We start from the raw sequence: 24335 nt of genomic DNA, 5'->3' as shown, positions 1-24335 counted from the left end.
TTGCCGGGCCTACAGGGGGAGCCCGCAGGAAGGAACGCAGGCCGGATAAGGCATGTATGCCGCCATCCGGCATAAATGGAGCGCACCAGTCGTAGCCCGGCTAAGCGTAGCGCCAGCCGGGAACGCTCCTTCGGCAATGCTATCGCATCAGAACCACGCCTCAAACATCCCGCCGACGTTCAGCGAATCCAGCTGCTGGTCCTGGGTGCCGTTAACCTTCGCGGTATGCTCGTTGTCCACCTGGCCACCGGTCACGTAGAAGCGCAGCATCGGACGGAACTCCGGCCCCATGCCGATGGCGATGTTCTGCGACAGCGTCAGCTTCCAGCCGTGGTTATCCCCGCCCTGGTCGTAATCCACGCGCTGGTAGCCCGCTTCCAGCCAGGTGGAGTGCACGTCGTTCCAGAAGTACATTGGCCGCACGATGGCGCCGTAGTTTTTACGGTTGTCGGTGTTGTCCTTGCCGTTGTCGTAGTCGTGGAAAGCCAGCAGATATTCAATCTGCGCCTGCTGGGTGAACTTATGGCTGCCCTCGAAGCTGGCGTAGACCGTGGTCAGGTCGTCGGTCTTGTTGTAGACGCTGTTATCCGAGTTGTCGGAGTAGCGCAGGATCACCTTGTTCACCCCGCTGTCGTTGGTGTGGCTCAGCACCAGGCCGCCCTGCCAGGCTTCGAGGCGCGCGTCGCTGTCCACCGCCTTCGAGTCAAAGCCGTAGTTGGCGTACACCTCGACGTCGATCGGCCCGGCCTTGATGTTGTGGGTTTTGGTGGTCAGCGCGTAGTGGCCGTTGTCGCCGGTATCGGAGCTGCCGGTACAGGTGATGCGCGACGGGTTGGTTTCATCGGCCATCACTTCCGGGCTACAGGATTTCACCTGCGAGACCGTCGCCACGTCAAACTGCACGCCGCCGATATCAAAGTTCTTCACCCCGGCGCCCTGGCCGTCGTGGTTCATCCAGAAGTAGTCGTTGATCCCCTGTTGCGGACGCTGGTGGAAGTCGCGCCCGGCCCAGAGATAGGCGTTGGGGTTGGAGTCGAGGACGTTGGTGACGCCGACGTAGGCCTTCTTCAGGTTAACCTCGTCGCTCCAGTGGTCGAACATCACGTTGAGATCCCAGATAGCCCCCTGCGCGCTTTTGAAGGCCTTGCTGATCTGGAATTCGCCGCCGTTGCTTTCGTTGCCGAGACGGCCGATCGCCGAGGCGCCGTTATAGGAGCCGTCGACGCCGACATATTTCTGGTCGCCGGTCTGGAAGTGGGCGCCATAGCGGGCATAGCCGCTGAACTTGAGGCCGAACGGAATGGCCATATCCGGCGAGGCGGCGGTGGTCTGCGGGTTGGTGATCACGTCGACCTTTTTGTCGGCCGCGGCGTCGATTTTCACCTGGCGGTCGGCCAGCGCTTTATCAACGGCTTTGGCGACGATGGCGTCGATCTGTTCCTGAGTAAATTCTTGCGCCATTACAGAGGTAAGCGGAAAAAACGCGGCGATAACCGCCATGGTTAATGGAAGCTTTTTTATCATTGTCATGAGTTTCTCAATATAGGTTAATTTTATTCAGACAATAACCAGCCTATTCTGAGCTGACAGAATATGTCGCTATCATCAGAACAAGTTATTTTTTATTTTGTACGGTCACAGAGGCATTACACAATTATCGCTACTTTCCCTCCTTCGTTGGTATTAGACAGACGGTCTTTCGCCACTGACAAAAAAACACAGCACGAACAAATAAACGCTATTTTTCGGCTGCAGGCAGACGGCGTAATACATGCCCCCGCAGGGGCATGTCAGCAAAATTTAACCAAAGATATAGGTATTGACGAGATTTTCGAGTAATTCCTGACGCCCGCTCTGATGCTGCGGATTCAGGTTATGCTGCTCAGCGTACCGGGCAATATTATCCAGCGACATCTGCCCGGTCATAATTTTCTGCCCCAGCTCGCCCTGCCAGCCGGCATAGCGTTTTGCCAGACCCTGATCGAGCTTGCCATCCTCAATCATGCGCGCGGCCAGCTTGAGGGACAGCGCCATCACGTCCATGGCGCCAATATGGCCATAGAACATGTCGTATTTGTCGGTGCTCTGCCGACGAACTTTGGCGTCAAAGTTCAGGCCGCCGGTGGTGAATCCCCCGGCTTTGAGGATCTCGTACATCACCAGGGTATTTTCTTCCACGCTGTTCGGGAACTGGTCCGTATCCCAGCCGAGCTGCGCATCGCCGCGGTTAGCATCAACGGAGCCAAAGATCCCCAGCGCGATGGCGCTGGCGATTTCATGGTGGAAAGAGTGCCCCGCCAGAGTGGCATGGTTGGCTTCAATGTTCACCTTGATCTCATTTTCCAGACCAAACTGCTTCAGGAAACCATACACCGTCGCGACATCGTAATCGTACTGATGCTTGGTGGGCTCCTGCGGTTTCGGCTCGATAAGCAGCGTGCCGCCAAAGCCAATCTTATGCTTGTGCTCCACCACCATCTGCAGGAAGCGGCCAATCTGCTCACGCTCCTGGCGTAGGTCGGTATTCAGCAGCGACTCGTAACCTTCGCGGCCGCCCCACAGCACATAGTTTTCGCCGCCGAGCTGCTGGGTGGCGTTCATGGCGGTCACCACCTGCGTGGCCGCCCAGGCAAACACCTCCGGATCGGGGTTGGTCGCCGCCCCGGCGCCGTAGCGCGGGTGGGTAAAGCAGTTGGCGGTGCCCCAGAGCAGTTTCACGCCGGTTTGCTGCTGTTTTTCCGCCAGCACTTCGGTCATCACGGCGAAATTGTGCAGATATTCTTTCAGCGACGCGCCTTCTGGCGAGACGTCGACATCGTGGAAGCAGTAATACGGCACGTTGAGCTTGTAGAAAAATTCAAACGCCACGTCCGCTTTGCGTTTGGCCATTTCCAGCGCATCGCCCGCGGCCTGCCAGGGACGCTCAAACGAACCGGCGCCAAACATATCCGCGCCATTCCAGCAGAAGTTATGCCAATAACAGGCGGCAAAACGCAGATGCTCTGCCATGCGTTTTCCCAGCACGATTTCATCCGGATTATAGTGGCGAAACGCCAGCGGATTATCGGTTTTGGGTCCGGCAAAGCGAACGCGATCTACCTGGTCGAAATAGGTCTGCATGATGAACTCCGAAATTGAGAAACAGGAAAATTAACAACTGTGACACATCGTGTATTCTCATCGTCGGTTGCTCAATTACGTTATTTCACTCAGCGATTGAGAAAATGCTCAAATGTGAGCCATCTCGCAAATAAAACTATTTTAAATATCTCGCTTCGCGCGCGTATAGCGTACACTTCCTGGGGAATTCAGGTATCCATACCAAATTAAAATGCCGATTTTGTCACAATGCCAGCCTGCCAAAAAATTAGCGGCGGATAACGATTCAACGCAGGCGATACAGGCCTTTGCTTCGAGGATCACAGAAGTAAAAAAACATAATTACGTAATTTAAAAACGTAATAGATTCTTCCAGGTCAACTGTGTCAGAAAGTGTTTCACCTACACAAAACAAACCGGAGTCTGCTTAGAATGAGTAAAAACATAATGCACAGTCGGCATGATGAATATCATAAATTAACCCGCGGAGAACGAATTGGTTATGGCATGGGCGACTTTGCGCAAAACCTGGTTTTCGGCACAATTGGGGGTTTTCTGGCTTTGCATATGCTGACGGTAAATACCATCAGCACGGCAACGGCAGGCTTTATTTTTCTTTTTGTCCGTATCATTAATGTGTTTTGGGATCCGATGGTCGGAACCTACGTGGATAAACGGACCTCGAAAGCGGGGAAATATCGTCCGTGGCTGTTACGAGCCGGCGTGCCACTGGTGATCCTGTCGGCATTACTGTTCGCGCCCATCCCTGGGGTGAAAGGTTCGGTGGCTTTCGCCTTTATTATTTATCTGGCGCTGGACCTGGTTTATTCCTTAGTCAATATTCCCTATGGCTCGCTGAATGCGTCACTGACCCGCGACCCGGAATCGATCGATAAGCTGACCAGTACCCGCATGATGCTGGCCAACAGCGCCAACCTGCTGGTCTATACCCTGTTCCCGATGTTTGTGCAGATGGCGGCGCCGAAAGATCGCAGCCTGAAAGACACCGGCTTTTTTGGCCTTGAGCTGAATCTCGGCAACTATACCGATCCGTCGGCGAACTACGCCTGGTTTGGCGTGTACGCCATCTATATGATCATCGGCGCGGTGGCCCTGTTTATTTGTTATAAATTCACCAAAGAACGCGTTGTCGCGACCGCCGAGCAGACCGCCAACGTCAAAACCACCGACCTTTTCCACGAACTCAGACATAACCGCCCGCTGGTTATTCTCGGCATGTTCTTTATGCTGGCCTTTACCTTCATGTTCTTCATGAACACCGTTAACGGCTTCTTCAACCAGTTCGTCGTCGGCCATTCCGAATGGATGGGCGCCGTGGGTCTCGTCGCGTCTATTCCAGGCATCGCCTTCCCGGTGTTCTGGCCGAAACTGAAAAAAATCTTTGGTAAAAAAGGCTTCTTCCATCTGTTCCTCGCCATGTTCATCGTCGGCGAACTGCTGACCTACGTCTGGTCACGCGAAGGGATGCACGACGCCCTGTGGCTGGCCTACATCGCCACCTTTATTAAACAGTGGGGCTTAACTTCCGCCACCGGCTTTATGTGGGCGCTGGTACCGGAGGTCATCGCGTATGGCGAATTAAAATCAGGCAAACGCAATGCCGCCATTATCAATGCCATTATGGGACTCTTCTTCAAGATCGGCTTCACCATCGGCGGCGCTATCCCGCTGTGGCTGCTGGCGGTGTATGGATTTAATGAAAGCGGCGCCATGCAGAGCGCCAGCGCCATCGACGGGATCATTATGACCGCGGTGTGGATCCCGATCGCGCTGGCCGCTATTTCGATGGTGATTATCCAGGTTTATCCGATCTCCGATAAACATGTGACCGACATTAACCGTCAGCTGGATGAGATCCGCGTGTAGTTAAAAAAATTATAAATCAGACCGATTCGTCACTTTCCATTTTAAAAGGTGTAATGAAATGTCACTTATTCAAAACCCGATATTACGCGGCTTTAATGCCGACCCCAGTATTATTCGCGTCGAGGATACGTACTATATTGCTAACTCGACGTTTGAGTGGTTCCCGGGCGTGCGTTTACATGAGTCGAAAGACCTGAAAAACTGGAACCTGCTGCCTTCGCCGCTCTCCACCACCACCCTGCTGGACATGAAGGGCAACCCCTCCTCCGGCGGCATTTGGGCGCCGGCGCTCTCCTGGGCCGATGGGCAATTCTGGTTGGTGTATACCGATGTGAAGGTCACCGAAGGCGCCTTTAAAGACATGACCAACTACCTGACCACGGCGAAGGATATTCGGGGCCCGTGGAGCGACCCGATCAAGCTGAACGGCGTCGGGTTTGACGCCTCGCTGTTCCATGACGACGATGGCCGGAAATATATCGTCCAGCAAACCTGGGATCACCGGGAGTACCATCATCCCTTCGATGGCATAACCTTAACGGAGCTGGATACCAACACGCTGAAGTTAATGCCGGAAACCGCGCGCACCATTTACCGCGGCACCGCCGTGGCACTGGTCGAGGGGCCGCACCTCTATAAACTGAACGGCTACTACTATCTGTTTGCCGCCCAGGGCGGCACCGTGTTTACCCACCAGGAGGTGGTGGCGCGGTCGAAAACCCTCGAGGCCGACAGCTTTGAAACCGAGCCGGGCGACGTGTTCTTAACCAACGTCGATACCCCGGACAGCTACATCCAGAAACAGGGCCATGGCGCGCTGGTCTCCACCCCGGAAGGCGAATGGTATTACGCCTCGCTCTGCGCCCGGCCGTGGAATCGCCCGGGGGAATCCATCTACGACCCGCGCGGCTGGTCAACCCTCGGTCGGGAAACCTCGATCCAGAAAGTGTACTGGGACGACGAAGGCTGGCCACGTATTGAAGGCGGTCACGGCGGGAAGACCTTCGTCGAAGGGCCGAAAGACGCCATCTTCACCGAAAGCGCCAGCGATAATAGCCAGCAGGATGACTTTACGTCGCCAGCCCTCGACCCGAACTGGAATACCCTGCGGGTGCCGTTTACGCCCAAAATGGGCACCACCGGCAACGGCAAATTAACCTTAATCGGCCAGGGTTCGTTAGCCAATACGCATGACCTGTCGCTGATTGCCCGCCGCTGGCAGGCCTTCTATTTTGACGCCGCAGTGAAAGTGAAATTCGAGCCCTTCAGCTACCAGCAGATGGCCGGGTTAACGAATTACTATAACGACCGCCACTGGAGCTTTGTCTTCCTGACCTGGAATGAAATTAACGGCAAGGTCATCGAAGTCGGCGAAAATAACCGCGGGAAATACACATCGTACCTGAAAGATAACGCCATCAAGGTGCCGGACGGCGTGGAATACGTCTGGTTCCGGACCAAGGTCCGCAAGCAGACCTACAGCTATGAATACAGCTTCGATGGCGTGACCTTCACCGAGATCCCGGTTCAGCTGGATGCCGCGGTACTGTCCGATGACTATGTATTGCAGAGCTACGGTGGGTTCTTTACCGGGGCGTTCGTCGGCCTGGCGGCGGTAGACTACGCCGGGTACGGCACCCAGGCTGAGTTTTATCAGTTCGAGTATCAGGAGCTGGGCGATAGGTTAGCGGCCGATGGCAGCTACAGCTGGGAGGCTGGCGAGACGCGGGATAAGTAAGGGAGACATATCAGTGTCAGCGTTTATAGCAACAGTACCTGTACGGTAACAGTGACGTTTAATCTGTCCAGGCAGGGTTATTAGCGCGGCATAGTCAATGACAAAAAAGGGGCATAATTTGCCCCTTTTACCTATCACGCTCTCACGTTCCAGTCGTCCGAATACTGGACATTGCCATCAACATAGCGCCAGGTAATTTTGTCATACATAAGGGAAACTGATTCCATGTGGTTGATTTGCGAGTTCCCTGTCATTTTAGCGTTCGGCATTCCCGGGTTAATTCCTGTTACTTTCACTCCCTCGATCAGCATGATGAAGTAGCATTCTTCCTGCCCTGCGTGGTTGATACGATACCAGCGGATCTCCGCGCTTTTAAGCGTTTGCCCCGTCGCGACAGCTTTATAGAGATACGGGCTGGAGCTATCAAACTCCTTTTCAATCATCATCGGTGAATGAGAGCGCTTACCCGTTATCTTCCCATTGGCGCTATCTACCGGAATATTCAGGCCGTGGCTAAAACCAACAATCTCTATGCTTCCCTCACGATCCTGAACATCTACCGACCCTTTAATTTCTGCGCCGCCATCGTCTTTAAGCCACATGTATGCCGGAATGGGCATTTTACAAACTCCTTGTAGTTATGATTTTCTTCGTGATAAACCAATAGCAAACAATTGTTAAAAGCAACTGAAAGCTCACAATCGCTACTATCGTAAAATTTGAATATTTTTGCTGAGGGATTACGGACTGATAAGGTAGCAAGCGAAACAGCACCCAGAATAAGAAGGTAAAGCCGAATACTTTAGCAAATCGCCGCAACGTGGAATGGCCCAACGTTTTGAGGATATTAGTAAATCTAAATTTATGTATCACAGCACTATATATCGTGATTATAGCACTCATCGCAGGTATGCTGATAAATGTATTAATCAGTATACTAATATAGGTGCTCAGAGATTGCCAAACCTCTAAATCAGGCTCCCCCAAAATGAAATGAGTAACCTTGTCAGCGCTCTGATAAGTAAAACTACCCGTAATAGAATCAACTAATCCATCATACGGAACAACTCTCGCAACAATCATCATCACCACCGCGAGCAACGCTATCTTCATAAGTAAATTAAAAACATGGCTGGTCATTGGCAATCACCTCAATAGAGCCGTATGCCTTCAGTTTCCTTATGCAGGGAACATCTATTTGCTGCGTCCTGAGAAGAGCATTACGTAACATGGCGAAATCTGAATCATGCGGAAGAGTGATGCACCCCTCTGATAAAGTGCCAGGATGAAGTCGAAAGTTGCCTCGCTTAACCCCCTCAATCCATGTGTAATCGTCGATTCCCCAGTCATCCCGCCACAGGGCAAACCATTCGCTATGCCTGAATGAAGCACCCTTAACTACACTGTTATAGATATCTCGCACCCCTGCATTGACCTGCGATCTGAGCCCCCCTTCCGGACGGTCAACAATCCAGTATTTTCCCGCTGGTACCGGCCCCTCTTTAGGTATCATTGCGCAGGCACCACGGTTACGGTAAGCACCATTCCCGGAAAACGCCAGGAAGGTACCAACGCCGGGGAATGATAATGGAGAATAATACATGTCGTTAATGACAAATTTACCATGCAGAGCCATAAACTACCCACGCCATTTAATAATTTATGGATATAGTACTGGTTGTGTAGCAAACTACGCAAATTAACCAACTTATTTTCAGAATATATAAATACCATTACCGTTTCAACTAAAAGCTATGCGTAGTTTTAGCGACAGAGGCTGGGTTTTATCATAAGAGAAATCTGTATGATGCATCATTTTGTTCAAAATATCAGGCATCATTTGCAGGTTTTTATTCACAGAACAAAACTATTACTGCCGGTATAAAGAGTTTTCCTGCTTGCAGCCAAAAGCGAAACGGATAGAATAACATACACCGCACCACAATAAACACTAACTTGCAGGATTTCTGATCCAAACCTAGAAAGGCACTGTCATTATAAAACCACATGATATTTCAACAGGAAAACATGAAGACGAAAACGAGCATAGATTACATATTTCTCACTGATATTCAGCCTGATAACCTGGGAATATTGATGGAATAAAACTTCACCCTCGCCTTATTATCTTGAACAGTTTTATCGTCGCTATGTAAAGCACCCCAGAAAGTGAAAGCACTGTCATTAGAGTGATATAAAAGAAAGTATCATATATTGTATCGGCATTCACATCGTCGAAAATTAAATTATTTATACTCCTTGCCACCTCATAGCTCAAATAATACTCTGGCCGCGGTATCACTCTCGCAAGGATAACGAACAGATGTATAAAGTATATAAATTTACTTATTTTATGAATAAGAGTCATCATAGCCATTAACATTGCCTTTCATCTAATTATTCGTCATCATACTCTCATTGAGAAAACCTGACGAATAGTTTTACATAACAGAGTGAGATGAAAGCATGTGAAATACGAAAAATAGTTTCCACACAACCCTTTAACAAATAGACTTTTGCTAACAAAAATTACTGCACCTAATATTTTATATTCATACCGTAATTCCTGCTATCATTATTAAATACCTTTACAAAGAAAATAACCACATAAAATAACTAAAACTTATTTACTTAGAGATCAGTTACTTGGCCGCCTATTTAAAAAGGCATTCCCTCCACCGTAGCCAGTAGTCTGGCATCTACATGGGGCAGGGAATTTTCCAATGTTGTACCAAACGCCACTTCAACATTAATATATATGCTTGACGCCAATATTTTATTTAGACAAGTCGTTATGTTGCATTTGTAAGATCTTATTTAGTAATTTACACTCTCCTGGTCGCGGTATCATTGCTGTAAAAGCGATAAAAAACAGAAACATAATCACAGCAACGAAATACAATATTAAATGCCCCCAAACAGGGATTTGCTCATGCCTGTAGATAGACAATATCAACGACAAAATAGAAAGTGATATAAACTGCAACGAAAACAAGACATGAACGACATTAAAAAACCAAAAAGAGAATCCTTTATTAAACATAAGAACCCCATCTTTAACTGATAAAAATGCATTGAATTTTTTAAAGAAACCTGCGGCTATAAGACCTTTATTCTTTACTAACAGTCTTAAGATGATTTTTTGACTGGGTACATCAGCAATTCCTGTCAAGCGATAACAGGATATTCTCTCGATATCTTCTTTTAAGCAGATAGTTATTTCATCAGATAGATCATGGCTATCCAAAAGGCGCTGTAACTCATTTAACTTTGAGTTTCTGACTTCATTAACAAACTCGATTACCCCTCTGATTCTCCAGATGATAAGAGCCAAAGGCCCTGCGATGAAAAGAAAAAGAATAACCTGCGTAATACTTAATGCCCCGCTTGACACTGCAGCGGCGATCCATCCGTTCACTATGTCTAATATTTTATCCATAATCTTTCCATATTAATAAAGCCATTATATTTCTTATCCAAAAAGGCTATATTAGCTCAGAACAAATTTTCTTTCTATATTTTATGCTAAAAAATTTAGCTGCCGTGATGTTATCAACTGATGGTTATGTTAAGTCATGATTGTATTCACGGCGCGAGTTAACGATGTTTCTCTGCACGTATTCATATAAAAAGCATTGATGAATATTAGGAACTCATCCCGAATCTTGCCGGTAAAGCCCCAAAATAGGTTGTTAGCTGTTTTTACCAAGTCAGGAAATATCTGACATGTCCCATTGATTAACACAATATGATGGTAGGTTTGTTTTAATCTGAACCTTCAATATACCCCCATTGAATGCACTTTTTCGACGAACAGATCATCAGCATTTGCTGTAAGGCCGATGAACAGATTCTGCCCTGGAGATATGATGTTGGTCTACTATTTCTTATCACCCTACTTGATGTCTGGCGCAGCAGTGTTGCTGCATGGAAGCTTTGAAGTGAAGCGGCTTAAGTCTCTTGAACAATACAAAAAATGCTAGCCGAAGCTACTGTGGATAAAAAGAAGATTCAGATAAATCTGGACCGAAGGTTCTGACGGCAAAGCTGATGCACAAAGCCCTGGAAATGGTACGTGAGACAGAGAGCCTATGTCATTTATAAAGGCAGGGCACCGATACATAGAGACGTTCAGATATCTTAGCAATGGAACAGCCCACACATTTTCTCAGTGTGGACAGCATCTTCCTTAAATTCAGATGTCAATCGCGGTGTGCGCACACGCTCAAAACTATCTTGAAGGCTCTTCTAAGGGCGCGGGGGTTGTCCCGTCAGCTCAATCGTAGTTTTGCGGTCGGTAGTTTGGGAACTAAGGTTACGAATGCGAGGATGTATATGCCATCTTGTAAATAAGATGACGAAAGGCCTATAGAGATCAAGGGCTAGCTCGTATAAAATAGGCGAATTCTTACTTTAGAGAACATGAAGTTATGAGCGCGATCACATTACGTAAAGCGTTAGGTGTACTTGCGAAGTCATCTTCGTTTTCCGTAACCACAGAAACTCATCGGCAAAAGGATGTGTTCGATGAGCTAAAAGAACAACTCTTTGTTAAACAAGAGATTGAAGAAGAGTTACAGCGTTATCTGGATACCGCTGCTCCCGGTGAGATCATTTTTCTATGCGGCAGCAGTGGCGATGGGAAATCCGAAATTTTAACCCGCTGTAAGTCAGAACCACGATATCAACAGAAGTTTAGTTTCCATCTGGATGCGACACACAGCTTTGCGCCTCAACAATCAGCCATTGATGCATTGAATGATTTATTTGAAAATCATCATTCGCTATCATACCCGCTCCTCATCGGTATCAACACCGGGATGCTCGCCAACTTTGCCAGAGAAGGTTCTGAGTCCCATATGGCTATCCGCGCCGCTATTGACTCATTCTTGTCATCGCAACAGGAAGGCCACCGTCCTTACCGCAATGAACATTGTACATTCTTTGATTTCGAACATTATCCAAAGTTCGAGTTTGACGAAGAGCAGGAATACTCCCCTTTTATCAAAAAATTAATGAATCACTTAACGGGGAATGACGACAAAAACCTGTTTTACACAATTTATCAACGTGATGAATCAATAGGACATGATTTAAAAACCGTTGCTAACTTTAAACTACTGTGCCTGCCCGGTGTTCAGAATGTTTTAATAACACAGCTATTTAAAGCCCGATTAATAAAAGATCAATTTGTTACCACAAGAACCTTATTGGATTTTTTACATCACCTGCTGACAGGGCCTGGGTATCTGTTTGATAATCTGTTTAATGGTGCAGAAAATGATCTAATTAAAAAGGTTTCTGATTTTGATCCTGCCAGATTGCATACATACGAGATTGATCAATTTATTTTGCGCTATGAACTTGGATTAGTTGATCCCGAACTGGATGATTTCCTGAGTACACTTGCGAAATTACATCTTACGTTTGATCGTCAATGTGTTAAGCCTGGTGACGCAGCTTCCTTAATTAGACTTTTCTGGCTACTACAACATGAATCTTTAGGAAATAACTATCACAAAAGATTCTCTGTATTCTTTAAAGAAGCTCTCTTTGAGCGTTATTCAGAGATTTGGCATCTCCATAAAAACTATACCGCAGATCCGGAACAAAAAAGAACACTAAATCGCTTTTACTCTTTCGAGCTTATCGCTGGTATTCAGCGTTACGCAAACCGTAAAGCACCTGAATTGAGTACCCAAAAAGAAGAGTTCTTTTTAGGCGAATTTGGTGGGATTAAAATAACAGCACCTGTTGCGCTGAAACCGGACTGGGATTCCATTCTCAAGAAAAATACAACCCATACAACTTGTTTCGATATCTATTTAAAAGTAGGACAAGATCCGCTGGATCCGATTCGGATCGGTCTTAATTTATTTGAGCTATTGAGCAAACTGAATAATGGCTATCGCCCTAATAAATATGATAAAAGTGCGATTGTCTTACTGGACGAAATCGTTGAACTAATCGCAGAAAAGGCAAAATCCAGCAGCGAAATAAAGTTTTATGATGGCCTAAAGCGGGTTTATAGCGCAAGAGCGGACGATGACATGATTACTATCAGCGGCATGGAGGGATAACGTCATGTATCCCATTGCAACAAATTTAAAAGTTAGTAATAACCAGCTGGATAGCTACCTTCCAATACGTAATAAGAATAACAATATTGACTGGCAAATCGTAACAGGTTTAGTACTAAGCTATGCCGTGAAGTATAAAATCGATACTTACAGTCTCGAGCAGTTTCGCGAGGATTGTAAAACTCATCTGCAAATATTGATCGATGAACCCGCGTTCTTGTCCGTGCTGGAACGGATGTATTTTTCCAGTCAGGATATTTTTCGTGTATCTCCCCTTTTCTTGCTGTTCCACGCTCAGTTTGATGGTGAAAAGATAAGTGCAGGCTCGACTGCCGACAAACGCCTTGGAACACTGTTTGCCAATTTGATGAGAGATTTTAGCCTTAATAACCCGATACAAGATAAGTTGAATTTTATTGAAAAAGAGATGCTGAATAAGCTCAATAAAAAATTAATTCCACTGGGTGAGGGGCCATTTGCAAAAGAACAACCTTATTTACCCTATCTGGTAACGTGTTTTCAGTCTGATTTGGCGTTTCTGGCAGAGCATCCACAATATCTTTTGCAGGAACTGACCAATACTCTACGTTTGTACGCCTTTAGTTGGTGCGCACAACTGGCGCTCAATCTGGACAACTGGCAAGACGGCGAGCCGCAGAGTAAATCATTGTTCTTTATCCTCGATACTGAAAAAGCTAGCTCAGAACGAGATAAAATAAAGCTCTTCGGCTATAAGTGGTTTGCCCGCCAAAGTGAAAAATTGTTCCCCATACTCTCTGCATTAGAGGTATTACAAGTAAAAGGTGAGGAAAAACGCCCTCTTTGGCAGGTATATCAAGATTGTTTAGATTATTCAGATACATCGAATCGAGTACTGAATGAACTCAATAATTATATACAGAAGTTTATCAGTAAGGAGGAGCGAGATCTTCCTGAACGCGATCGCGCTACAAACTTGGAAGATGCCTTTAAACAGCTGTTATCTGTTGCCGTTGAACAGTTTCAGGGTAAAAAAACCGAGCGAGCAGCGGTAAATCGCAAATACATCAACGAGCTGGAAAGCCTGATTTGCACTGACTTCATTCAGGTTCGTGGCCGAGCGGGGAAAGTGCTGGTACTGAACCAAGATAGACTACTGCTACTAACTAACCTTACCGTGGGTAAAAACAAAAAACTCCGTCTGCATGAGCTGCTACGTGGTTTTGAGCAACGCGGATTTTATCTGGATAACCAGTCTACACAAATGCTGGTTGCGTTTTATGAACGCATGGGGAATGTGGAGAGAATGAGTGACAGTGGAGACGCCGTATATGTCCGTAAAACAGTATGAAACCTATCTGGCAGAAACCTTCATTGAATGGGTTAGCAGCATCATCCAGCCTGGTGAGCGCTACCAGTTTAAATCTCCCGATCCGGATAACGCCTTAAAGCTCTGGAAGGCTTTCGACTCTTTAGCGAATGGAAATAAACTAGAAATTGCACCGGGGCAATATCTTACCTACGTCCAATGTAATAATATTCAGCTTATTCCGGTACTGCACGGCACCACAACCCCTGCATTTACAGAAAACTATATTTCTCATTTACGCGATCAGGTTTCTGGCCGCAATGGCATTTTTGCCCAGACAGCGTTGTTGATTATCCACAACAGCATGCTGGATACCTTACTCAATAGTACCAAAGATGTCGCTGCACCGGATGCTATCTGGCATCCAGAAACCTTCCGTCACCAGCTCGAAAAGTTAATCACAACGGACAGCGCCCGTTCTCAAGTATCCCGCTGTTTGCTGGGCGATCAGTTGACAACAATATTGGATGAAGGCGCAACGGTTTTTGGATTTTCATCGTTATACCGTCTGCTGGACGACGGCAATTTGGATTTCTCAGAGCTAAAGTTATTCAACGATAATAACCTGCTGAATTTTAGTGATAAGCAGTTGCGCGCCCGGCTCAATGAAAACCAAAAGTTATATCGCCAGATAGAGGACAGTGTTGAACGCTACAGCGGGCAACTGGAGAATGTACTAACTGAATTTAGTGCAAAATTCATTCAGGAGCATTTCGTTGACAATGACGATTGGCGTGAACTTGATTTCTCCGTCTACCTGAATGAAAAAGCACAAAACAGTGAACAGAAACTGGTGTTGGAAAACATTACTGCTGAAAACGGTGAGGTCTGGCAAAGAGCCAAAAGCACCAGTAAAGCAGGTAAACGAGATATCAGTGTCCTGGTTCAGGTTCTACCGGGGCAGTCACACGTTGAGCTGGAGTTTATCTTCCAGGGTAACGACCTTCAGGACAATCAGGTAAAAATTGCTCATCATCGTCCGTTACAGAAACAACGATTCTGGCGTACTAGCCGGCTCGGGGGGAGAAACTCTAAGATACTGGCATCAGTGCCTTTTGATGGTCGGCCCTGCTTCTTTAGCCTCGAAATCATTAACCGCAATAACTCAGCAGAAGAGTACAAGTTTCGCCTGCTGTTAGTTGAACAAGGACAATTCTGGCTTAATGAAATCCAGCATTGTTATCGTATTGAACCCGGTAAAGGTCAATTAACTCTGCAACTGGAAGATAATGAGTTACGTATTGCAGAGCTCGGCGACAAGACCTGTTTACTTGATGAAGAAAGTGATGATGTTGATTGCCGCCATTATGCACTCGTTAATTTTGAAACGCTGGCGGATCAAAGTGAGCTGATCAAATTTACCCTGATTTCAGGTGACTCCCGTTTACTGTTTAACATCGAAGGTCCAAGAGCAGAGGAAGGATTAACACTGCCTCTACTTTTTGATCAGGGTCGTTTTAATAAACTCTTTAAAGAAGAAGGGAATGCAACCTGGAACAAGTTGAAAGGTCGCGTCATCCTAGACAATATCGAACATAATGTGGTTGGTGTTCGCCAGCAGTTGCTTATGCAAGAGAACGCCCTGATCGAGCGTAATCTGCTCAGCACTGGCAGTAATGGTAGTGAGTTTGCACTGGATGAGCTTCTGGCGAGCTATCCCGACCTCCATAATGCGTACCACCAATTGTTCGTTTACTATCAATGTCGAAATACCCTGCCGAGTCTGGTGTCATGGTCAGCGGAATATCGTGTATTAGTCAGTCACATGATCGCTACTTTTGAACAGGCATTACAGCAAATCAGTCTAAGCAGAGCATTAACCATCCAGGAAAAACGTCTGTTACATCTGGGGATTTGCCGCGGCGACGATTATGAACGTCTCTCGCCTCTGCACCCATTGGTAATGGCTTATCATTTACAGCTAGCTGAAACTATTATCGCCGAGCCCGGATACCCCGCATCAGCTTCCTTCGCTTCATTACCAGAGATTACTCTCGATCGTCTGGTCGTCTCTGGCCTAATGCCATTTGTGTATCATAGCGAACATGAATACGCACAGTTACAACCGATGGTAGAAAACCGCTTCTGGATAGATATTGTTCCCCAGCGCCAGATGAGCCACGAATATGTTAAGCGTCTAGTGAAAGACAAGCTAAACGAATTTACAGATGCCTATTCTCGGCTGTTCCAGAGTGCAGGAAATAATGCCTTGGTTATTAATGCTATTAATATGGGAGAAGCCAGAGAGCTATTCCTGGGACTGGTAGATTATTTTAAGCAGGAAAAAGATAACGCAATTTCGATACACGTAAACTGCTATGACGAACGTCTGCTACCCAATGCCTTTGACCGCTTTGCCGAAAGCGGCAGCTATGAACAACTTAAAAATGATCTTGGTCTGAACAGCGGTGCGTGGCGTTCTGAAGCCGATATGTTGATCGATCTGCTTCGCAGTCGCTTAACATTCAGCAAATTTATCCTGCCACCGGAAAGCGATCAACTGGCTTACGCCCATCTCGCATTTTTCACCAACACCGCACCGGTTGATTGCCGCCAAATTCGCATTGAGGATGCTGCCAGCGGGGTTTTATGTCATGGCTTGATTGCAGGCGAAGGGGCTGAAACACAAGGCGATGCTTACTTTACCGCGTTTGGTCTGCGTAATGTCGATACTGAATCGTCTTGCGCCCTGCGTCTCGCCCGCTTGTTAGGCTGTCTGTGGCAACCGGCACGGCAGAGCAACAGCCAGTATCACGGTCAGGGAATTAGTCTGGCTGTCAGCGGTAACTTTAAGCAACTGCTGAATCGCTCTTATGATAGCTCTCTCTGGACCACAATTATCGACCCTAAGGTCACACTCGATTTCTTTACTAGTCAAAAAGATGTCGTACTAATTCATTACTCTGACCAGTACACCAGTTGTGCTGGTTATGACGCCGTAACCGTCACAAAACAGGTTGAGTTGTTCCTACGTCTCCTTCAAACAGGACAATCCACCGTTGATAGCCAGCAACTACTTGCTGAATTTAATGCCTTTAACGGTGAGTGGCTGTTGAAAATGTTGCGTTCAAATGAAAAGGAGCGCAAAGAAAAACACGGCATTATCGGTGCATACAAATTCGTACAGTCTATGCTGCTCCAGTCAGATATTTGCTGGATCCCACTGTCAGTAGCTGAGATGATCCGCGTGTCCGGCAATGTCGGGCTGAGAATGAAAGAAAGCGATTTATCGCGCCATTTACAGGGTTATCAGAAAGGAGCGATCTCTGACGATGTGCTCTTTGTCGGCTTCAAAGATAACAACCTGTATCTGTTACCACTTGAAGTAAAAACAGGAGCTCGCCCCGATTACAACCATGCGGGGCAGCAGGCCCGCGAGCTAAAACGCTATTTACAGCAAGATATTCTTGGGCCGCAAACTCTGGCATCACAACTATACCGGGCTCTTTTTATCCGTCAGGTCTTAATGCAGGTAGAGAAGTTGCGTTTGTATGGAGTACTGGATAACGACAAGCTATCCCCTCTTCTGGAGCGACGCGAATGGTGGCTCACTGGCGATTATCAATTAGGTGAGCTTGCTGACTATGCAGAAGGTTTTGTGGTAGCGCATGTAGACAGCGGAACCTGTTTTGGTCTCTCTTATAAAGAGACAGTAGAAAAGATCTTACAGATTGAGATCCCTTACTCATTGCTTTCATCGTTAATCGCAGCGCAAGGAGATCAACCTCCACTAGCCGAACGCTATCGGGTACCGGAAAAGTATCTGCTCAAGCCAGAGTATGATGCCAATGCTTCGTGCCCGGGACAGGCGGTAACAACAACTGAGCTGCAGCCCATTTCTACACCGAAGCTTCCACAACCTGGAGTATTGGCACTGACTCCCGGTAATGTCAGCAATGCGCCATTACAAGTCTTGTTTGGTCATGATGCTGTACACCAGAATCCGTTGTATTGGGAGCCAACTAACACAGCTAAGTTCATGAATACCAACACCGGTATTATTGGAACGATGGGTACCGGGAAAACTCAGTTTACTAAATCGCTGGTTACGCAACTGATGCGCAATCAGTCCTGCAACGTTGATGGTAAACCGATTGGCTTACTGATCTTCGACTATAAATCCGATTACGTAGATGATGCGTTTCTGGAAGCTACGGGCGCTAAGAGGTATCAGCTATCGTTGTTACCTTACAATCCATTATCGTTATTTGGTGATATGCCCATGTTACCGAGGCATACGGCCATGGCATTCGCTGAAACAATGGGCAAAGCGTATAACCTTGGCGTAAAACAACGCATGAAGCTGGTTACGCTAATAATGGAGTGCTATGACTTAGCTGGAATAGTGCCTCATGATCGATCAACATGGAATCGTATAGCACCGACTATCGAAGATGTGTGGCAGCAGTACCTGGCACAAGAGAAAGTCGACGAAGATTCATTATATGCTGCGCTTTATAATCTGGCTGGTTTCCAGATTTTTGAAACAGATCCAGAGAAGATGACCAGTTTGTACGATCTGGTTGATGGAGTCACAGTTATCGAGCTCGCGGGTTATCCATCAGAGATTCAAAACCTGGTAGTTGCACTGACACTGGATCTTTTTTATGCGCAGATGCAAAAGCGTGGAAAACCGACGGTGCGCGGTGATTATCGTCAGCTAACCAAAATGATTCTGGTTGATGAAGCCGATAACTTTATGCGCCAGGACTTTGCCAGCTTGCGTAAAATTCTTAAAGAGGGCCGCGAATATGGTGTAGGGGCGATCCTATCAACACAAGAAATTACCCACTTTAAAACAGGCGAGAATAATTATGCTTCTTATATTCTCACTTGGGTGATTCATCGAGTTTCTGAGATCAAAAATGCGGATATTAAGGCAGTATTTAACATCGACGAAAAAGGTGATCAGGAGTCTCTAATGGGACAGATTCGGCAACTTGAAAAGCATTTTAGTTTATATGTCGATGGGGATAAGCAGATTAAGAAGATGCATGATCGGGCTTTTTGGGAGCTAATGAAAAATGAGGGGGGATTATGATTATTAGAGATACAACTAACAAAATAAAAAGCGTCTACACAGAAATAAAAGATGGTGATCTTGATTTGCGCCCTAATTTCCAAAGAGGTGAAGTCTGGACATTAAATAAGAAAAAATTGTTGATTGATTCTATATTAAGAGAATGGTACGTCCCACCAATACATACAGTAGCACTAGGTGTTGGTAAATCGGAAGTGCTGGATGGACAACAACGATTAACCGCTATCAAGGATTTTCTTGATAACCAGTTTGCAGTAGATGGCAATATTGAACCAAAAGATGAAGAGATTCTTGCATTGCATGGGAAAAAATTTAAAGATTTACCTATCGATGTACAAAAGAAAATAGAGAGATTTGGTATAACAATTTATGAGATTACTGAATACAATTTAGGTGAGCCAAGTGAGTTATTCTATAGACTAAATCAAACAGTTAAACTAACCTCGTCAGAAGCAAGAAATGCTATTTTTGGAGACGTGAGAGATGATATTTCTTCATTTGTCACATATATGGATGAGCTTGGAGTTGGGAGGAATATATTAGGGTTTAGCAATTCCAGAATGGCTTATAATGACTTATTATCTAGAGTGTGTTTGTTGCTGGAAAAAGGTAGCATACGATATCAATTAAGTGATGCAACACTAACAAATAGATACCGCGATGATACTAGCTTTGATTCAGATATATCAAACGCAATTAAATCCACAATTAAATTCTTTGGCTATCTATCTAAGTACTCTTCTCAAGAAGATATAAAAACAAATTTAACAAAAGCATCGTCACTTAACTGGATATATCTTATCTGTTGTATGAATATCCATTCCGATGGTATTGATGTCGAGAAGTTATATAGTGCTTTTATTTATTTAGAGACTGCGAGGACATGTATCAAAACTAATGAGCGATTCCCTAAAGATGTAGTTGATTTTTTTGGAATTGGTCAGGCGAATCTACGTGAACTAATGATGATTTACATAGAGCGTTCTTCATCACGGGTAATGTCCATAGGTTCTATAATTATAAGGGATATAATACAGAATTTTGCATGTTACATGGCTGGAATTGTGCCAGTACACTTAACTGATGTTGATACCAATCATCTTGAAAAATTTGCCGATGCATTAAGACATGAAAATGATGTTAAGTTCTTAATTGAAGATATGGCCGAAATTTGGAAGGAAACTGGATTATGAGACAGGCTAAATTTAATGATGGATGGCGAAGGACTCAAGAACTATCTAACTACAACTGCCAGCTTCGCCAAGTATCTATTAATGATGCTAAAGGCGTATCTGACAAATTTTGTTTGGAATTAGACAATGGTATATCTGTACTTTGTGGTAAAAATGGTGTTGGCAAAAGTACTATTTTAAAATCTATTTACTCGTGTATTAAAAAGAATGGCTTGGTCAATAATAGACTCAATTTATCAGATATTAATATATCATTAAAAAATAATAATCATGAAGTTCAGGACATTAATAATGCGGTTGTTAATTATCTTGAGCCATCGGTCGAATGCAATAAGATCATACGATTCCTGAATGACTCTGATAACATTAATGACTTTATAGAAGGCATTGAACCTAGTGGTTTTTTAGGAAAAAAAGAAAATATCGCAATAATAGGTAATATTATTGGTAGAGTTTATTCTAAAATAGAATTTTATGAAGTTGAGGGGGCTCTTGATGATGACTATACATTTCCATTCATCAAAGTCACTCTTCCGGATGGTGTAGAATACTCCTGCCTTGAAATGGGTTCCGGTGAGTATTTGTGCATGTATATTTTTTGGTTTATAAATTGGATAGAAAAAAACTCAATCCTGCTTATTGATGAAATTGAAAATTGTATATCAGTATATAGCCAAGAGTATTTGATGGATTACCTTGCGCATGTGTCCTCGCAACGAGGCATTTGGATTTTGCTCTCTAGTCACTCTGAAACAATTTTAAGTAAAGTAGGTATTAAAAATGCAAGGCTAATTTCTAATGTTAGTAACGTTGGTATTAGCGTAGTTTCCCCAAAACATGAAAGAAAATATTTTACAGCGTTAGGTATCAAGCCTAGAAAGAAAGGCATTTTCATTGTTGAGGACAAGTTTTCATATATGTTTCTTAAAGGCATGTTGAATCGTGCTGCTTCTGATATTGCTTATGATTATCATATAGTTAGTTTTCAGGATGGTGAGTCAGATATCGAAAAAGTAGTAAAACATTTTAACCCTCATAAAAAAATTAATTTTGATTTATTAGCTGTGTTTGATGCAGATATGCGTGATAAAATATCGAAACTTATAGGGAAACAAATCCCCGTAGTTTCTTTACCATCAATTGATGGATTAAACCCAGAACAGGAACTATGGAATGTTTTATCTAAAGGAGTCGATAACGTAGCTCTGCTTTTAGGCACTAAACCTGATGATCTATTACAATATTATGAACAATGTGGATCTTTAGATCATCATGATAGATTCATGCAATTGGCTAATTATCTTAATGTTAATGAAGAAACATTATTTAATTATATATTTTCCATTTGGTATTCGGAAAATAAAAACCTTGTTAATAAATTCATTTTTTGCATCTTTAACTCTTGTTATCACCTAACGAGAGAGGAAATTGATTTGCTTGCAAAGGAAATGGAGTTAGAGGGAATACCGTTGGATGAAAACCTTAACAAAAAAATGCTGTTCGATGGCAAAGATTTATTATTTTTAGAATAGTGTATAACTTCCATTAAACAGATAAGGTATAGGAAGATTACAATCCTATACCTTATGTAAGCATTATATTCCTAAAGTAAAGTCTTTAAGATTTCGATAGTTCCTCACCCCAGATATACCATCCTCAACATGTGCCGCCCAAACCTTAATCATGTCCTTCTGTGGTATCTGCGGGTAAAGCATCTTCAATACCAATTCTGTGGCTTGTAGTGTTTCCCCCAGCCATGTAATTTTATCCAGCACCAACGAGCCATCTAACTTCCGACTATCTCGCTCAGGAGAATAACGAAACTCACTCTCCACCGAGCGGAAAAATGCTAGCCGGGCAGCAATATTGGGTGTAATCCCAGTATACCCTTTAAGCTTTTTAAGCTGTTCTTCAGTCTGACGACTAAGCGCCATTCGATTCGGGAGCATCAGATAGCCTCCTTAGTTAATTCCCAGAAATAACCAGGTTTCAGCGTTGATGATTTAGTATGTGCATTAAACACAATCTCATAAGCATGAGAGATATCATCACGCAACTGATCAACAAAATAACGTTCATCTACTTCAGTATCGGTAGAAAGCAACACAACTTGATGACTGGCTTCAGGGAAGTAGTGATTAATCAATTTATCTCGATGTTGAGAGTCCAGACGACCCAATGGTGTATCAATGATCACTGGTAAATCACGGCCAGAGGTTTTCGCCAGCGCCTCAAGAATAGCAATTGCATAAATCTGCTTTTCACCAGCAGAAAGCAACTTACGGTTAATCACTGAGCCATTCTCATCAATTAATTCAACATCAAACGTTTGAGGGTTTATGTGTGCGCTAAGTTGTAAATCCTCTTTACGAGCTAACTTACGGTAAGCAAGCTCAAAGTTTGTAGACAGTGTTTTCACTCGAGCCTGTGTTAATACATCACTGTAGCGATCGAGTAAATTTATCGTTTCCTGAGCATTCTTAAACGCACTACTATAGCTGTGCTGATAACGAGCGGCATCATGCGCTTTTTGAATCTGGCGAACACAATCCAGTTGCTGCTGTTTCGTGCGTTTAGCATCTTCCAGCAATGTCCGATATTTCTGCAATTGGGCTTCGCGCTGCCTATCCAAGTCACGTAATTTTTCAAAGAGATCCATCAGCTGATCATCTTCAGGAGCACGGGCAATATTAGCAGCCGCTTGTTCTAACTGTTGTTCAATCTCAGATAACTGTGTGCGATAAAGTTCAAAACGCTGCCATGCTCTTTTACTATCTATCTCAATAGACTGTTGAAGCATACCTGCTTCACGCTCAGAGATATCAAAGAGCAAATCACCTTTTGGTTTCGTTGCCATATAATCTTTTAGATTATCGGAAATCGCTTCCGCTGCTATTTTGCCAGTCCCTGCAGAACGAAATGCAATATCATTTCTGAGTTGCGTTAAAAACTGGCTCAGCTCTTTTTCAAAGCTTTTTGCCTGTTTAATCTGCGTTTCATCAGCAATTTGTTGCAACAAACGAGACAAAATAGTGGGCGCAAGCGCATAAGGTAGCGAGCCATCGCATTCTTGTCTCAGTGCTTTTTCCAGATGTTCTTTATCTTTTAGCAGCGTTTCGACTTTCTGTTTTTCCTGCGCTTTAGTCTGGGCAAAAGCGCCCCCCTGAGCATTTAGCAAGCCTTCATAACGGGTTATATCTTTAGACAGAAACTCAATCCGCGATTTGGCAAAATCGGCGCTTTCTAGCAGTGCTTCTGTCTGGCAGGCTAATTCTTTACTCTGTTTTTCAAGCTCTGCAATCTGTTGTTGCTGAGAACTTGCTAGCTGGCTGGATTGCTGACGCTTAATAAAAATCATTAAATCGTTACGCAGTTTAGAGATGAGATCCAGCCCCAATAAGCGTCGTACGGCAGTACGTAAAATATTACCGGATTCGTCCTCAGCAAGTTCTGCAATTTTCTCGCCATCGAAAAAGAACAAATCAGCAATGCCATGCGGAATTAACTCATTTAGAAATCCCTGACACTGATCGTAATCCAGCTCACTGAGTGGCTGCCCATCCTGTTGCAAAGAAAGGCGGTCCCTCTTCCCCTTTTTCCAAGTTCGCGTAACGGTAAATTCGGCCTCATGACCGCCTTTATTATAGGTAAACGTCAGTTCTACAGATGCTTCTTCCGGCTGCTCAATATAGTACGCGCCGTTATGAATCAATGCGCTGAGTTGTTCGATATACTCTTGCTGTTGAGTCGCTAGTCCAAACGCCAGTCGGCCATACAACGCTATGCGGATCGCCGATAGGATAGACGTTTTCCCTGCGCCGTTTAAACCACCAAACAGCACAATAGGTCGTGGATTCAAATCATGCGGACGCTTTCTGGGTGCCAGATCAATAGTATGTGTACCGTTAAATACCCGGAAATTATGTAATACCAGCTGTTTAATGAGCAC

15 protein-coding genes are annotated in these 24335 nt (G+C 44.9%); 7 read left to right on the top strand and 8 right to left on the bottom strand.

The features are described from left to right. Positions 1-147 precede the first annotated feature (147 nt). Positions 148-1530, bottom strand: a complete 1383-nt coding sequence (locus SPE70_RS02545; protein ID WP_086512167.1) for a carbohydrate porin — start codon at positions 1528-1530, stop codon at positions 148-150. A 270-nt stretch (positions 1531-1800) separates the two neighbouring features. Beyond that, entirely contained in the window at positions 1801-3120 is a 1320-nt protein-coding gene (gene xylA / locus SPE70_RS02540) for a xylose isomerase (RefSeq protein ID WP_049163680.1), read from the bottom strand. A gap of 426 nt (positions 3121-3546) precedes the next feature. Between xylA and SPE70_RS02535 the strand changes: the two genes are divergently transcribed. Together SPE70_RS02535 and SPE70_RS02530 are read left to right on the top strand one after the other, a co-directional pair. Continuing rightward, entirely contained in the window at positions 3547-4986 is a 1440-nt protein-coding gene (locus SPE70_RS02535; RefSeq protein ID WP_162500013.1) for an MFS transporter, read from the top strand. A 58-nt stretch (positions 4987-5044) separates the two neighbouring features. Beyond that, a complete protein-coding gene (locus tag SPE70_RS02530; RefSeq protein WP_064170679.1) occupies positions 5045-6724 on the top strand; it encodes a glycoside hydrolase family 43 protein in 1680 nt (559 codons plus the stop codon). 134 nt (positions 6725-6858) lie between these two features. Here SPE70_RS02530 and SPE70_RS02525 read toward each other — a convergent pair whose 3' ends face one another. The 4 genes from SPE70_RS02525 to SPE70_RS02510 all read right to left on the bottom strand — a co-directional run bounded on the left by SPE70_RS02525 (position 6859) and on the right by SPE70_RS02510 (position 10163). Beyond that, entirely contained in the window at positions 6859-7344 is a 486-nt protein-coding gene (locus tag SPE70_RS02525; RefSeq protein ID WP_032433429.1) for an Hcp family type VI secretion system effector, read from the bottom strand. 1 nt (position 7345) lies between these two features. Beyond that, positions 7346-7864: a hypothetical protein gene (locus SPE70_RS02520; protein ID WP_022064729.1), complete on the bottom strand. Its 519-nt coding sequence runs from the start codon at positions 7862-7864 to the stop codon at positions 7346-7348. After that, positions 7845-8360, bottom strand: coding sequence for a DUF2778 domain-containing protein (locus tag SPE70_RS02515; protein WP_022064730.1), 516 nt, complete (start codon positions 8358-8360; stop codon positions 7845-7847). The genes SPE70_RS02520 and SPE70_RS02515 overlap by 20 nt, the downstream gene beginning before the upstream one ends. Before the next feature lie 1140 nt (positions 8361-9500). Next, positions 9501-10163: a hypothetical protein gene (locus SPE70_RS02510; protein WP_058330584.1), complete on the bottom strand. Its 663-nt coding sequence runs from the start codon at positions 10161-10163 to the stop codon at positions 9501-9503. Between the two features lie 991 nt (positions 10164-11154). Here SPE70_RS02510 and dptF point away from each other — a divergent pair. From dptF to SPE70_RS02485, 5 genes are read left to right on the top strand one after another with little or no spacing between them, the layout of a single operon-like run. After that, a complete protein-coding gene (gene dptF / locus SPE70_RS02505) occupies positions 11155-12804 on the top strand; it encodes a DNA phosphorothioation-dependent restriction protein DptF (protein ID WP_058330583.1) in 1650 nt (549 codons plus the stop codon). Between the two features lie 4 nt (positions 12805-12808). Beyond that, on the top strand, positions 12809-14134 hold the full coding sequence (gene dptG, locus SPE70_RS02500) for a DNA phosphorothioation-dependent restriction protein DptG (protein WP_058330582.1): 1326 nt from the start codon (positions 12809-12811) through the stop codon (positions 14132-14134). Further along, on the top strand, positions 14115-19193 hold the full coding sequence (dptH, locus tag SPE70_RS02495; RefSeq protein WP_324726458.1) for a DNA phosphorothioation-dependent restriction protein DptH: 5079 nt from the start codon (positions 14115-14117) through the stop codon (positions 19191-19193). Before dptG ends, dptH begins: the two co-directional genes overlap by 20 nt. Beyond that, positions 19190-20386, top strand: a complete 1197-nt coding sequence (locus SPE70_RS02490; protein WP_058330580.1) for a DUF262 domain-containing protein — start codon at positions 19190-19192, stop codon at positions 20384-20386. The genes dptH and SPE70_RS02490 overlap by 4 nt, the downstream gene beginning before the upstream one ends. Next, positions 20383-21918 (top strand): ATP-dependent nuclease, encoded by a 1536-nt coding sequence (locus SPE70_RS02485; protein ID WP_064170682.1) that lies wholly within the window; start codon positions 20383-20385, stop codon positions 21916-21918. The genes SPE70_RS02490 and SPE70_RS02485 overlap by 4 nt, the downstream gene beginning before the upstream one ends. 63 nt (positions 21919-21981) lie before the next feature. Here SPE70_RS02485 and dndE read toward each other — a convergent pair whose 3' ends face one another. Continuing rightward, on the bottom strand, positions 21982-22335 hold the full coding sequence (dndE, locus tag SPE70_RS02480) for a DNA sulfur modification protein DndE (RefSeq protein ID WP_058330578.1): 354 nt from the start codon (positions 22333-22335) through the stop codon (positions 21982-21984). Then, positions 22335-24335, bottom strand: a complete 2001-nt coding sequence (gene dndD, locus SPE70_RS02475; protein WP_064146469.1) for a DNA sulfur modification protein DndD — start codon at positions 24333-24335, stop codon at positions 22335-22337. The genes dndE and dndD overlap by 1 nt, the downstream gene beginning before the upstream one ends.

The sequence above is a fragment of the Klebsiella sp. ZJOU C1 genome (assembly GCF_035620215.1).
Taxonomy (GTDB): Bacteria; Pseudomonadota; Gammaproteobacteria; order Enterobacterales; family Enterobacteriaceae; genus Klebsiella; species Klebsiella variicola.
Note: the sequence above shows the minus strand (reverse complement) of the source record. Positions and strands in the feature narration are given on the sequence as shown.